11 protein-coding genes are annotated in these 14,365 nt (G+C 56.7%); all 11 read right to left on the bottom strand.

The window, feature by feature from the left end; genetic code table 11:
- Positions 1–29: 29 nt before the first annotated feature.
- The 11 genes from HY751_01900 to HY751_01850 all read right to left on the bottom strand — a co-directional run bounded on the left by HY751_01900 (position 30) and on the right by HY751_01850 (position 14,360).
- Positions 30–1,070 carry a glycosyltransferase family 2 protein gene (locus HY751_01900; GenBank protein MBI4665143.1) on the bottom strand — a complete coding sequence of 347 codons (1,041 nt, stop codon included), beginning with the start codon at positions 1,068–1,070 and terminating at the stop codon, positions 30–32.
- A gap of 22 nt (positions 1,071–1,092) precedes the next feature.
- Positions 1,093–3,003, bottom strand: a complete 1,911-nt coding sequence (gene asnB / locus HY751_01895) for an asparagine synthase (glutamine-hydrolyzing) (GenBank protein ID MBI4665142.1) — start codon at positions 3,001–3,003, stop codon at positions 1,093–1,095.
- Positions 3,004–3,026: 23 nt separating this feature from the next.
- The gene (locus HY751_01890) at positions 3,027–4,340 is read right to left on the bottom strand and encodes a nucleotide sugar dehydrogenase (protein ID MBI4665141.1); all 1,314 of its coding nucleotides are present in this window, start codon (positions 4,338–4,340) and stop codon (positions 3,027–3,029) included.
- A 40-nt stretch (positions 4,341–4,380) separates the two neighbouring features.
- Positions 4,381–5,088 (bottom strand): methyltransferase domain-containing protein, encoded by a 708-nt coding sequence (locus tag HY751_01885; GenBank protein MBI4665140.1) that lies wholly within the window; start codon positions 5,086–5,088, stop codon positions 4,381–4,383.
- 359 nt (positions 5,089–5,447) lie between these two features.
- Positions 5,448–6,896: a glycosyltransferase family 39 protein gene (locus tag HY751_01880; protein MBI4665139.1), complete on the bottom strand. Its 1,449-nt coding sequence runs from the start codon at positions 6,894–6,896 to the stop codon at positions 5,448–5,450.
- 71 nt (positions 6,897–6,967) lie between these two features.
- Positions 6,968–8,119, bottom strand: coding sequence for a glycosyltransferase (locus HY751_01875; GenBank protein ID MBI4665138.1), 1,152 nt, complete (start codon positions 8,117–8,119; stop codon positions 6,968–6,970).
- An 8-nt stretch (positions 8,120–8,127) separates the two neighbouring features.
- Positions 8,128–9,201: a glycosyltransferase gene (locus HY751_01870; protein ID MBI4665137.1), complete on the bottom strand. Its 1,074-nt coding sequence runs from the start codon at positions 9,199–9,201 to the stop codon at positions 8,128–8,130.
- Positions 9,202–9,206: 5 nt separating this feature from the next.
- Positions 9,207–10,316, bottom strand: coding sequence for a glycosyltransferase family 4 protein (locus tag HY751_01865; protein MBI4665136.1), 1,110 nt, complete (start codon positions 10,314–10,316; stop codon positions 9,207–9,209).
- Positions 10,313–11,281, bottom strand: a complete 969-nt coding sequence (locus HY751_01860; GenBank protein MBI4665135.1) for a glycosyltransferase family 4 protein — start codon at positions 11,279–11,281, stop codon at positions 10,313–10,315. Before HY751_01860 ends, HY751_01865 begins: the two co-directional genes overlap by 4 nt.
- Positions 11,282–11,288: 7 nt before the next feature.
- The gene (locus tag HY751_01855) at positions 11,289–12,257 is read right to left on the bottom strand and encodes a glycosyltransferase family 2 protein (protein MBI4665134.1); all 969 of its coding nucleotides are present in this window, start codon (positions 12,255–12,257) and stop codon (positions 11,289–11,291) included.
- 6 nt (positions 12,258–12,263) lie between these two features.
- Entirely contained in the window at positions 12,264–14,360 is a 2,097-nt protein-coding gene (locus HY751_01850; protein MBI4665133.1) for a hypothetical protein, read from the bottom strand.
- Between the last annotated feature and the right edge of the window lie 5 nt (positions 14,361–14,365).

The following is a 14,365-nucleotide window of genomic DNA, read 5'->3' as shown; positions in this document are numbered from 1 at the left end:
GCTTCACCGGGGCCGCCTGACCGCGGGAATTATTTCTTATCTTCCCTGTTCCTGCGGTTGTCGAAAATTATCTGCTGGCCCAGCCTGTAAAGCTCGTCGAAATAGAATTTGCTCTGCATCATAAGCATTCCGAAGATGAACAGCTGGAACCCGAAAATGATGAGCGCCGCGCTGAGGCCGAAACTGTAAGCGTATTTGGTGAGGTTTTCCGCAAGGCTCACCGAAACGGCCACGGACAGACCGGAACCCAGATGCTCCATGAACGTAGGGGCCAGCCTGAACAGGGCCAGGTAAAACGCCATGTATAGCCCCGGCCCCAGCAGGAGGAGCGAGGCTATGATGAAAATATACGCGGGGCGGAACAGCCAGCCCATTTTAAGATACAGGGCTATGGTGCGGAATATCCTCATTTTGGAGACGCGGCCAAAATCCGCCTCCATGAGCTTATCCATATCCCAGGCAAGCTCCGCGGGCTCCTCGCTCACTTTAAAATTCATCATGGCCGATTTCATTAGTATTTCCAGCTGGAGCTCCATGCCGTCGGCGGTGAGGAATAGCGAATCTATAACCTCCCGCCTATACGCCCGCACAACGCAGGTGCTGGTGGAAATGCTGTATTGGCTCATGCGCGCCAGATAATAGTTGCCCCACTTGCTTAAGAAAAGCCGGTAATAAGGGACGTTTCTCACCGTGCCGCCCTTGGCGTAGGCGGAGGCCAGGGCTATGTCCACCCGTTTGTCCTTCAGCGATCCGGTGAGGATCTTTATATATTGAGGGCCGTAGCTTAAATCCGCGTCCAGGGTGACTATCACGTCCCCGTGGCATTGGGCGAAGCCGGTGCGCAACGCCCGGCCCTGCCCGTAGTTGTGGAGATGGTGAAGGACTACAAGGTCTGTCTCTGTTTTTGCCATCTCATCGAGGATCGCCCCGGTGCCGTCGGCGCTACCGTCGTTGACAACGATAAGCTCCCAGGAGCCCGCAATTTCGTTCCGCAGATAATCCAGCGTTTTCAGGACGCTCTGGCGGATTATCCCCTCTTCGTTGTAAGCGGCTATGACCACCGAAATCATTTTTCAGCCTTTCTGCGCGGGGTCATGCTGGCCGCTCCCAGTCTATAAATATCCGGCACCACAGCTCCAGGCACAGCAGGCCCCAAACCACCCGGCCGAACTCGCCCTGGCTGGTAACAGCCTCCTCGATGCGGGGCACGTTGAACAGCCCCCGGCTCCGGGTCCTCTCCGAAAGAAGGACGTCCCGCACGAACTCGGCGCTACCGGACTTTATCCAATGGTTGAGAGGAACGGGGAACCCCATTTTGTCTTTGCGGTCCAGTATCTTTCCGGGCATCTTGTTGCGCGCCGCCTGTTTGAATATGCTTTTCATCCGCCCGCCCTTGAACTTTATGTTGGGCGGTATGGAGGCCATAAGCTCGGCAATCCTGTGGTCCATCAGCGGCACGCGGGACTCCAGCGACACCGACATGCTGGTCCTGTCCTCCACGTGCAGTAGCGCCGGGAGGGAGGCTTTCACGTCAAAGTAGGTCATCTGGTTCACAAGGGAATGGAGCCCCGGGCGGTTGAATATTTTCCTGTACGACTCGAAGGGGGAATAATCCGCGTCCACCGCCTCTTCGGCCAGCAGGTTGCGCATGCCGTCGTCCCGGCTTATCAGCTTGAAATAGCGTTTGTCCGAATCCTCGAACAGCCCGTCCCGGAAAAAGCCGCGCAACATGGGGGCGTAGTTCCGCAACGCGGGCAGGTTTGGTACCATGGATTCCAGCGAGACGGCGTATTTTTGATTGTCCGCCGTTTCGTATATGGCGCCCGCGAGGCATTTTTCCAGATACGCCACCAGGTAGCGGGTGTAGCCTATGAAAAGCTCGTCGGCCCCTTGCCCGCCCAGCACCACCTTCACATGCTCCGCCGCCAGCTTGCTCACGAAATATTGGGGGTATAGGCCCGGCCCGGCCTGGGGCTGGTCCATGTAATACATCAATTTGGGCAGGGTTTCGGGGAACAGCCCGCCGGAGATGAAAATCTCGTGATATTGCACCCCGGCGTGTTCCGCCGCGACCTTGGCGTATTCTGTTTCATCGAACTGCTTTCCCTCCGCGAAAGCGCCGGTGAATGTGTGGAACGCGCCGCCGTTCAGCATGGAGGCGGCCACGCACACCACCAGCGACGAGTCCATCCCGCCGGACAGGTGCGCGCCCAGCGGCACATCGGAGCGGAGTTGCAGGCGCACGGCGTCTTCTATGAGCGACATAAGTTTGTCCGCGAAATACGTTTCGTCGCGCCCGTCTTCTATTTCATATTGCAGGTCCCAGTACTGTTTCGCTGAAATCTCCACGGAGCCGCCCGCCTTAACTGTTAAAGAGCATCCAGGCGCAAGCTCACGGATGTTCTCAAAAAGGGTTTTGCCCTCCAGGAAGAACTGGAACGTCAGGTAGTCGGAAAGGGCTTTGCGGTTCATCCGAGCCTCTACAAGGCCGGAGGCCAGGACGGCCTTTATTTCGGAGCCGAAGGTGAAGGAGTGCCCGTCGTGGAAATAATAGAGCGGTTTTATTCCCAGCCTGTCCCGCGCCAGGAAAAGTTTTCCTTCCATGCTGTCCCACACGGCGAAAGCGAACATGCCGTTGAGCCTGTGCACGCAATCCGCGCCCCATTCAGCGTAACTGTGGAGCAGGACTTCGGTGTCTGAATATGTCTGGATGTGGCGGCCGCGCTGGGTAAGCTCTCTCCTCAGCTCCAGGTAGTTATATATGGCGCCGTTGAACACCACGGTGAACCTGCCGTCCGGCGTGGTCATGGGCTGGGCGCCATGCTCCGGGTCTATAATGGCCAGCCGCCTATGGCCTAGAACCGCGGGCAGGCCGCCCTGGTCGGCGAAGATACCCTCGCCATCGGGCCCGCGATGGGCCATGGAGGTTTTCATACGCTCCACGCGGAGCTGGCGTTCCTCCTGGCTGAAACGGCCCCCGATTATTCCGGCTATTCCGCACATCGGCGTGGTTTATTCAAAGTGTGTTAAAGAGACCAGTAATCCGCCCCGGGCGTAAAATCGCATTTCTCCATCACCGATTTTACGTCCACCATAACGCCTTTGCCGTCGCTGAACATGCCCTTTATCCATGCGGGCCCGGCGGACAGAAACTCCTTGTGCGGCACGGCCAGCACCACCATGTCCAGCCCCTTTAAGCCTTCCTGGCCGCAGAGGTGGATACCGTATTCCTCGTGGGCCATTTTGGGGTCGCAAACCGGGTCGTGGACTTTCACGTCCAGCCCGAACTCCACGAATTCCCTGTAAATGTCCGGCACACGGCTGTTGCGCAGGTCCGGCACGTTTTCCTTGAAGGTAAGCCCCAAAATGCCCACCTTGGCGCCCAATATCTGCTTGCCGGATTTTATCAGCCGTTTCACTGCCTGTTCCGCCACGTACTTGCCCATGCCGTCGTTGATGCGGCGGCCCGACAGTATCATCTGCGGATGGTAGCCCAATTGCTCGGCCTTGGTGGTGAGGTAATACGGATCCACCCCGATGCAATGGCCGCCCACCAGCCCCGGCGAGTATTTAATGAAGTTCCACTTGGTGCCCGCCGCCGCCAGGACGTCCTTTGTCCTGATACCCATCAGGTTGAAAATCATCGAAAGCTCGTTGGCCAGGGCTATGTTTATGTCGCGCTGGATGTTTTCTATAACCTTGGCCGCCTCGGCGACTTTCACGGACTGCGCTTTATGCACCCCGGCGGTTATCACGTCGCCATACACCCCTGCCACGATGTCCAGAGTTGTGGCGTCTTCGCCGGACACAACCTTGGTGACCCGCTCGATGGTGTGTTCCTTGTCGCCGGGGTTGATGCGTTCCGGGGAGTAACCCACCTTGAAATCCACCCCCCGTTCCAGCCCCGATTCTTTTTCGATAACCGGCACGCAAACATCTTCGGTGACACCGGGATAGACCGTGGATTCGTACACCACCACCGTTCCCGGCGCTATATGGCGGCCTATGGAGGCGCTGGCGGATATCAACGGGCTCAAGTCCGGCCTTTTGTCTCCATCCACCGGCGTGGGGACGGTGACAGCGATGAACCGGGCCTCTTTGAGTTTTGAGGGGTCGCCGGTGAAAGTAATATTCCCGCTGGTAAGCCGGGCCGATTCCACCTCGCCGGTGTCGTCATGGCCGGCCATAAGCCGTTCCAGCCGACGCGGGTTATTGTCGAACCCGATGACCCTGAACTTCTTCGCAAAAGCCACGGCCAGCGGCAACCCAACGTAACCCAGGCCGATGACGGCAATGGGGGCCTGGCCGTTCCTGATCTTGGAAAGCAAATCGGTGAACATTCACATGCTCCAGCGTTATGGGCTCTATTTAATCAAAATCCTATTCAAGCGGTTTTTTGGCGAGGAACTTGACGTAACCCTCGCCTTTCATCCACGGCCCGTAAGCGTAAGGGCCCCAGGTGGAATCCATCCGCGTGATGTCCGAAAGCCCGGCCTGCTCGAACCACTTTTTTATTTCCCAGGCGTAATAGTTCTCGCGGATGGGAACATACATGCAATCAAGAACGGCGTACCAGGTTACCGGATTGTCGCTGAGCGCCTTGAGGATCTTGAACGTGAGCCCCATGGGGATGATGTCTTTAAATATCCGCGAGGCGTAAATGGCGAAGTTCATCAGCCCGCCACGCCCGTAAACGGCCATTACGATGTCGCCACCGGGTTTTAACACCCGGACAAGCTCCTTAAACCCTTGTTCCGGATTCGTGGTGTGGTGAAGCACCCCGTCACAATGCACGAAATCGAAAGTGGCGTCCGGGTATGGAATCTCCAGCACCGAAGCGTGCTTAATCTCGATGCGATCCGCGAAATCCTTGTTCCGCCCGGTGGTATTGCGCACGCATCCGACGCCCATGTCCACGCCGCAAACTTTTTTGGCCCCGGCTAACAGCAGGCTTCGCACGGCCCGGCCGCTTCCGCAACCCGCGTCCAGGCATACCTTGTCTTTAAAAAAGTTATCGTCGGAAAGAGGCAAAGGGGACCACTTCTTGAAATGATTGTCTGAAAACTCTTTCCATTGAGCCTCGCTCATCTGGTCCCAGATAAAGGCGTATAGCTCGCCTGTTTTCAGAGCCACCTGGCGTTCATGTTCAGTAACCACAATAATCTCCAAAAGGCATTTTTATATGAAAGGACCCCGGGTTACGGTTTGAACCCTATGGAATCCCGAGCCGACAATAAACAGCATATTCTATATTATTCGGGGCCTTCGTATTAAGGAATATAAAGCCCCGGTGGTGTCCCAGTTTGAATCTCAAATAACAGACAGACCTTCACTTCGCTTGCGCTTCGTTCAGGATGACAATGTTATCAACGGCTTTTATATTGTCATTCTGAGCGTAAGTGAAGAATCTCCCCTGTACTTTCAAACTGGACACTACCAAAGCCCCTTCACGCGGATTTCCGCCGGGAGGCGAAAATAAGCCTTAAACCTTCCAGACCGCCTATTAATACCGGCGCAAGATAAACATGGCGCAGGCGGTGCAGTGTGCCTATGTTCGGGGTAAGTACCCCCAGCGGGATAATTGTTATTAAACAAAACAGGGCCAGCCACAGCTTTATTTCCACAGGCTGGCGGCTTTTCAGTAAAAACCAGGCGAAAGCGGCGTATAGCCCGTACCAGATAAGAATTTCGAAAGCCCCCACGGCCCGGGCCATTTTGCCGCCGGTTTGCCCCTTATCGAACCACATGGTGGGGAAAGGCGCGAAAAACCCTATTTCCACCGACCGTGGGATGTAGGCCATCATCTCCCCCGCCGAGCGGAATATAACATCGCCATCCATGAGGCTCCCGGAGGTTTTCACGTAGTAGCTTACAAAATTGTCACGGGCGGAGTTGGCTATTCGCAGGGCGTGGTCCAAAGATGACGGCAACAGGCGGCTTTCTTCCCAGGGCCTGTTCCATTGTTCCAGAAAACCGGGAAGGTTTTGCCCGTGTACTTCCGCCAGATCCAGCAGTACCCTTTTGCGTTCCTCGAAAGTTTTCCACGGGGCCACGCCGGGCTCGAACCATTTATCTATTTTCCGGCCCAGGTCTTCCTTGTCCGGCGCACCGGTGATCAGCGGAAGCGCCTTTTTGACATGCTCTATCTCGGCATTTTCCTTATTAAGCCGCTCCTGCTTTTTATCAAAGTAGCTGTAATATTCCTGCGCCGTGGCGAATTTTACACGGGGCTTGTCTTCCGGTTCGGCGGCTTTCATGGAAAACATCACCAGCCCGATGGATAGAATCGAGGCCGACGCTGAATAAATCAGGACCTCGCGTTTTTTGAAGGCGCATATCATGGTGGAAATCAGGATGGCCGCCAGAAGGAACGGCGCCGCCTGCACCCGTGTAACAACCGCCAGCGCCAGCCCTATGAAAGAAAGCGCTGACGGAGCCGCCTTGCCCTTGCCGGTGATCAACCGCGCGCATCCATAAACTATTAACAGGCAGGCCAGGTTGAATATGGGGTCTTTCATCAGTTGCGTGGAAAGGGCCAGGTTTGACGGGAACAATCCATATAAAAGCCCGGCCAGCCATGGCGCCTTTGAGCCCTCGCCAAAGAGCGTTTTGGCCGTGAGGTAAACCATGAACACCGACAGGGCCCAGGTGAGCGCGTTTACTGGCTCGAATGAAAACGGGTCCGCCCCGAAAAGGTAATATGCGGTGGTGATGAGTTTCGTATGGGGCGTGTTCTCGTTGTCCAGCTTGAGGAAGAAGGAATATTCCCCGGCGGCTATTTTCTGAGCCCCTATCACGGCTATGTCGTGATACTGGAACGAGTCCATCCCAAACCCCCATAGCCCTTTGCCGTTGTGATATTGCGGCAGGTGTCCGCTTCGCGCTATTAGGCTCATGACCCCCGCCACCATAAAATGGAACGCGGACAATATAGGCAACCAGTATCTGTCCAAGACCTTTGTAACGCTCATTGGCGGCGTTGCCCCGCTATTTCTTCGTAAAGCGACTGGTACCGCCGCGTGATTTGTTCCAGCGAGTAGTTCGACACGATTTTTTGCCGGGCGCGGCGGCCCAGTTCGCGCCGGTCAACCTCGCTCATGGCCAACAGTTTCAATATGCCTTCGGCCATGGCTGACGGATCGCGTGGAGGGACGACAACGCCGTAATCGCCGAGGATTTCCGAAGAATCCCCCGCATCGGTCACCACGCATGGGACTTCGCAGGCCATGGCCTCGCCAATCACGTTGGGGAACCCCTCGCTGTATGAGGAGCATGTGGCGATGTCCAGCGCGGCGGTTATGCCGGGAACATCGGCCACCTCGCCCAGGGCATGGATAGAGCCGTTTAGCCCTTCCCGCCGGATTTGGGACATTATGGTTTCGTTGGAACTGTCCACCCCCGTCCCGGCCATGACAAAAACCGCGTCCGGCCGTTTTTTATGGACCAATCCCGCGGCCGCTAAAAACGTGGCGTGGTCTTTCATAGGATGATACCGGGCCACAAGGCCGATTACAGGGGTTTTATCGCCAATCCCCAGCTGACGCCGCGCGGCCCGCCGTTTTTCGTCTGAGGGCGCGAACCTTTCCACGTCGAACCCGTTGGGGATTATCTCCCATCGCCGAGGCTTGTACCCAATGGCCTCGTGAGCCAGCAACCCCGCCCGGGAATTGACGATCACCGCTTCGGGAAGCGCTGAATTCCTTGCCAGCAGTTGAAGGATATAAAAAAGCGATTTGGGATGGTCTTCCACCGCCAGCTCCGCGCACCGGAGGTTCCATAGAACCGGCGTATCCCCCGCCATGCGGGCCGCCAGCATTCCGAAGAAATCGGCGTGATGGAGCCAGGTCTGTAAAATATGAGGTTTTTCCCGTTTTATAAGGGAGACAAGTTTGGCCATTCCGCTTGGGAGCCTCCAGACAGGACGCATGGCCACCGTTTCCACCCTGGAGCCGTTTTTTTCGATTATCCCGGCAAGCATTGAAGGCCCGGCGCTCATGTTCAACACCACGTTTTCGAACCGGGATTTGTCCATCCCGCCCACGAGCTTGGCCAGCATGGTTTCCGCGCCGCCGGTTTGCAGGCCGGTGATGAGGTGGAATATTTTCAGTTTGCCGTTCATTTATGCGTTCATCTGGCGCGGACCTTTCCATACATCTCGCGGGCCTTTTCGCCGAACAGGGCGAGGGCCGTTATCCTTCCCCATGGGAGCTTTATGGCTATCGGCGGATGGTACTTCACGCCTTTGGCGTATATTTGCGCTGAAAGCCCTCTATCCCCGGCCAAGGCCTGATATGCTACGGTGCAATACTGACCCGCCACGGTTTCGCGGAAATCCGCCGATGATTTCGCTTCAGGGTTCTCCTTCACAAACATGGCAAGGGCTTTATCGAACGTCTCTATAAACTTCCCGGCGGTTTGCGCCGTGTGGCCGTAAACGAAGCTTTGAAGCGTGTCCGCCTCGTCATCGCTCATGTCCCACCCGGCGGATGATTTGGCGGCCCTTTTGGCTATCTCCCGCCGTTCTTTAGCGGCGATCTTAAGTTTCTCTTCATTCTTCGCCCGCAACGCGCCGATGATGGAGGATGAATGGGTCCGGTAATCCACCAGCCTGTCCGGCAGGTTCTGCGCCTCGTAACCCGATTCGGCGATCCGCGCCCATAAATCGTAATCAGCGCAGATGTCCGACCAGCGGTACCCGCCCAAATCGTCAAAAACCACGTTTTTTTTATACATCACCGATGTGTGGGTGAACGGATTGTCGAAGAGCTGGTACCATTTCACCGTCACAGGCTCCAGCGGCTTCTCCAGAGCGCCCATGTATATGGAAACGCCGTTTTCGTCTATCTGGCCGCACCGTGAGCCGAGCAGGGCCAGTTTTTCGTTTTGACTGAAACACGCCACCTGTTTTTCCAGCCGTTGGGGAAGCGAAATGTCGTCACCGTCCATCCGGGCCACCAGCTTGTGGGTGGCCAGCGAAAGCCCCCGGTTGAGCGTAGCCACCATGCCCGTGTTGCTTTCGTTCTCCACGAACCTTATGCGGCTGTCGGAATATGACCGGACGATTTGGGCCGTGTCGTCGGTGGAGCCGTCGTTTATTATCAAAAACTCGAAATCGCCATAGGTCTGGGCGAGAACGCTTTCGATGGACTGGCGCAGATATTTGCCCGCGTTGTAAACGGGCATGAGGACCGTAACGGGCATGTGGGCTAAATACCTTCCACGTAGCCTTTGAAGAAACTTTCCCGCCAGCGGGGCGCCTGGGCCAGGTAATCCTCGGTCTCCGCCGTTTTCCTCGCGGTATCTTTCATCGAGCGGAAGAAAGCCGGGTTTTGATGCGCCGTTAAAACACCATCGGCGAGATTCTCCACATCTTCCGAACCGGCCAGCCAGGCGTTCTTCCCGTGTTCCACGATGTCCACCGCCTGACCCACATTGGTGGTGACAAGGGGAACGCCCGTGGCCATGCTTTCCAATATGGCTTTCGGGCCCCCCTCCACGCGGCTTGCCACCACGTACAAGTCTATGGCCTGGTACAGCCCGGCGGCCTCGCGCGGATCTCTGGGGAAGGTGTGGACGTATGGTATTCCAAGTTTTTCCAGCCCGCTTTTCACATAGCCCCGCGCCGGGCCTGATAGCAGAACGAAAAGCTCCGGGATTTTATCTTGCGCCCGCGCCATCACATTCACGAACACATCCGGGCCCTTTATCAATTTGGGCTCCATACCGTCACCCCAGCCCACGCCGTCCTTCTGGAACGAGCCCACCACGAACGCGCTTTGGGGAATGTTCAACCGCTCCCGCATATTTCGCCGGGCCTCCGCCGTTTGCGGCGGGAACCAGTCCACGTTCAACCCAATGGGAATGGTGACCACCTGTTCCGGCGTGAAGCCCGCTTCAAGACAGGCGGTGGCGATGTGGGAATTGCTTACATGTACCTTGGTGAACCTGTCTTTCAAGGCGGCGAAGGTGGCGAACAGCTCGCCGAACCCCAAGTCCGCCGGGCCGCCATGGAAATATGCCAGCGAGTATCTGCATCCTTCTCCGGAGAGGCTTTTGCCATGGGTGTCCAGCGCGAACTGGGAAAGGTAATGGACGCATGAATGTTTCCGCCCGGCGGGATCCCCCACCCTGGCCTTTATCCCCAGCGAACGGCATATATCCATAAAACCGTTGGCCTCCACGTCCAGCACCCATCCGGCGGAATCGGAGCTTACGATGAACGACGAATAGGGCCGTTCAACAATGTTCTCCACGGCGCTCCGGGCCAGCCCCGCCGCGCGCCGGGTTTTCCACGCGATTTTTTCCAGAACGTTCATGGCTTTACCACAACCCCCATGGCGGAAAGATAATTGTCCGCCACGTCCGATATCTTCCTCTGGGGCAATATGGCCGCGTATTTCTCATAGGCCCCGGCAATTTTGTCTATGGCCGCCAGGGCCTCTTCGTTTGTCTCGAAACCCTCGCCGCCTTGTTGCGCTATCTCGCCGTTGCTTCCGCTTTTCACATACACCACCGGAAGGCCGCAGGTAAGCGCCTCTATCAGCGAGTTGGAGCAGGACTCGTGCTTGCTGGCGGTGATGTAAATGTGATGTTCCCGCAACAGCCTGGCCATCTCTTCCGAGCCCACGGGGGGGATCACCTTTATCTTTTCGAACTCGTATTTGGTGCGACCCACGAAGGTGAATTCGTACCGGTTCCAGTCCAGATGTTTTTCAAGCCACTGGTAAACGGGGCCGCCTTTGTTCACGTTGTCGGACCAGGCTACGGAAATGAGTTTTATTTTGTGAGCGGGGTCGAATGGAACGCGCCCCCGGGAATGGAATATGGAAGGGTCACAGGCGTTCACAATCACCACGGGGTTAACGAAATTCAGCCCCAGCTCCTTGTGCCGCGAGAAGCTGTAGTTGGACTGGAACACGGTGACATCCGCCAGGTTGGTGTTCATCTCGTGGATCTTTTTGTCTGTCCCATCGTCCACGCTCCGGTAAACGGTTATGGGCCCGTCCACCCGGTGGGTCATTTTGCAGTCCGGGTGTTTGTCTTTCAGCCGGGCCAGCTTTTCGTAATCGAAATTGTAGGAGTTGAAAAGGCACGACAGGGTGGAGGTGGTAATCCGGTTGGCCCCCACGGCGTAACCCCGGTTCTCCAGCTCCTTTTTCAACGCCAGCGCGAACTGGTTGCCGCCGCCATAGGGGGGCTTGACGAACTGGTGGAAGATGGAGATGTCCGGCGCGAAGCGGCTTTTAAGCGCAAGCCATGTCCGCGATAATATGTCGCCCATTACTTGTTCAGATGAAACTGGAAAGCGGCCGCTTAGGCTTGCTGTTTATGTCGTAAGAGAGGAAAGCCAGTATGGACTGGGTCCCGATGATAACCGGCAGGGCCGCCAGCATGACGGTGCCGCTGGTGGCGGGTTCGCCCGTGGCGATGCTCTCCAGCCATTCGCCCACGCCGAACACCACGCCGAACAGCAGAAAAGCCGTTCCCGCCACAAGCTCCACCGAGGCGATGGAAAAATCACGCAGGAAATAGTTATAGATAACGCGCTTTGCCATGTTAACGGCGTGTTTCAACGCGAATTCCGTAAATACGCGGCTGATTTGAAGGCTGGACGTTTCGCCTTCATATCTGGCCTCCATAGGGATGTCCACCACAACGGCGCGGACGGTGTTCAGGCGGAACAGCATATCGGTCTCGAAGAAATACCGGTTACTGATTTTGGCAAGGGGCAATAGCTCCAGCGCCTTGGCGTGGATGGCGGTGAATCCGTTAGTGGGGTCGAACAGATCCCAGTAGCCGGTGGATAATTTCGCCAGGAAAGAAAGCCCCAGGTTGCCGATAAGCCGGGCCTTGGGCATGGAACGGACCGATTCCAAATTGAAGAACCGGTTGCCCTTCGTGTAATCGGCCTCGCCCGTGAGAACCGGTTTAACGAACCGGGGAATCAGACGAGGGTCCATCTGCCCGTCCGCGTCAACCTTGACTATGATGTCCATGCCGTCGGCCAGGGCCTGCCGGTATCCGGCCATCACCGCGCCGCCCACGCCAAGGTTTTCTTTATTGGACATAACCCTCACGCGGGGGTCTTTACATTCATCAACAATCCGCTGGCCGGTGTTTTCGGGGCATTTGTCGTCCACAGCGTAGATGGCGGTAACTTCCTTGCCGATTCCGGCTATCACTTCCAGCGCCTTATCCCTCGTGCGGTAGCACGGGATGACCACGGCGATGCGGGGTTCCTGTTTATTATCAACCATCGCTTTTTAGCTCCCCGATACCAGGACGCAATAGCCCGTGTCGTCCACCACGGTGGCGGGCTGTTTTATGAAAGAGAAGTAGTCTGTCCTAAACGAAATCATCCGCTCGTTCTCCCCCTCTTTTAAAAGGCCCTGGCGCTGGATGGTCATAACCCTGTCCCAAACATCCACCGCCCGCCGTTCCGGCCCGCGAAGGTACGCGATGGACAAACCCGTGTCCCACGGCCAGTTGACGCTGGAATTGAAACCGGTCTTCACCCCGCGCAAAAGCACGGCGCTTTGCGGTTCCTGCGACCTTAATGCCACGCCGCCCGCGCCGCAGGGTTTCGCCAGGTAAAAGCGTTTCCAGCCGGTAAAACCGGGGGCCAGCTCTTCCCGGGCGGCGCCCTTGGGCTCATCGGCGCCTTCGGCGCTGAGTGGCACGATGTCCAACGCAACGGATTGGGAGCTTTTGTTTGCCAGCAACAGGAAAACCGATTCGGCGCCCGCTTGCCTCAATCCCCGGATAACCATGTTGTCGTAATACGATACCGTAAGCCCGTCGGCGCTGGCGTTGGGCATGACGCTTACGGGGCTTTTGGTGACCAGGTACTTTATTGAGGGATTATCGTCTATCCATTTCGCCTTGTCCGGAGTGTTCTTCACAGCCGGGACAAGCACCGCGCCAAACCTGTTGGAGCCGTAGGAAAGATGGAACAGGAGCGAGACGATGTCCGTATAGATCACGCTTTCGCCGGGCTTTGCCACGGCGGCCAGTATTTTGGGCTGTTCGGGGTTGAAAAATGTGTCGTACCGGGCCAGGGCCGATTCCATGGCGTATCGCATGTCCCATTTGGAATCTTCCAGACGCCTGTCCCAGTCCGCCCCCCAGCCGGTGGCCACACCATACACAGCGATAGCGGCTACTATCTTTAACGCCGCCAGAGCCGATTCGTTGAATAAAGGAACCTGCCGGTCATAGAGCCGTTTGGCCATGGCGCTAATGGCTGAGGCGGCCATGGTCAATGCTTCCCACACGGCAAAGCCAGCAAGAACCGTGAGCAAAACCGCTGTGGATGGCCATATGCGCATGAAAAGCACGGCGGGATAAACTGAATGCCGGTGCAGAAGGCTGGCCGCCAGCGCCGATGTCAGTAACGCCAGCAAGGCCAGATAGCCCCAGCGTTTCCGGTAAACGGCCGCGAATAATCCCGCTACGGCCAGGGCCAGCATTATATTCCTGTCGAACCAGCGGGTTTGCCATTCCTCGATAATCGTTTCGGCTTTTCCCCAGTTGTCCTTTACTATGTCCATCCTGGTTACTGGAGCGCCGCCCGCGCCTATCTCGGCGCTCTTCATGTCTGGCCGGGTAACCAGATGCGGCAGGAAATGGGCTACCGCCAAAAAAGCTATAAGCGACGCTATGGCCGCCATAAAACGGCGGCTCTTCCGGCTGTTTGAGAGCAGGGTGTACATGGCTCCGGTGATGACAACGTATAACTGGCCGATGGTGTGCAGGGCCAGCAGAAGCGGCGCGGCCACCATCATGGGAGTTGCGGCTTTATCCCTGCGGATGGCTATAACGCCCCACATAAGAAAACCCATGCCAACCACCACGTTGCTGGGGGAAATGTAGTGGAACCCCTGTTCCTGCATGCGGTAAAGCGACATAAGGCCCAGGCCGATCCCCGCCGGGCCGGGCCCGGCCAGAATGTACATGCAGAACCCGATGGCGGAAAACAAAAACAGCCCGCCGCCGATGACGAACGTGTTGTATGCGTTTTCCCAGCTTAACCCTGCGGCGTGGAGGGCGTTTATGATGAGCGACTGCAAGGGCTGATACACAATGAAAATCTTGCTGTAAAACTCCAGCCGTTTGGCCTTTTGCCCCCCATCGCCGGTGGTGGAAAGCAGTTGCTCCCGCAGGTCGTCCATGGCGGGGCAATCCTGAAAGAAACAGGAGCGCATCTGCGAGGCCTTATATATGTACGAATATGCGTCGTCGCTCTCCACCGGCGCGCTTCTATATAAGATGGGGATGGCTACTATGGCCATCTTCATCGCAAAGAAAAGCGAAAACCCTGCCACGAAAACAAGCTGGCCAGCCAGTCTGGCAAGGTTCAATTCAG

The organism is Nitrospinota bacterium, from assembly GCA_016208975.1.
In the GTDB taxonomy this organism is placed as follows: domain Bacteria; phylum Nitrospinota_A; class UBA7883; order UBA7883; family JACRLM01; genus JACQXA01.
The sequence above is the reverse complement of the archived record's forward strand: the minus strand, read 5'-3'. Positions and strand labels throughout refer to the sequence as shown.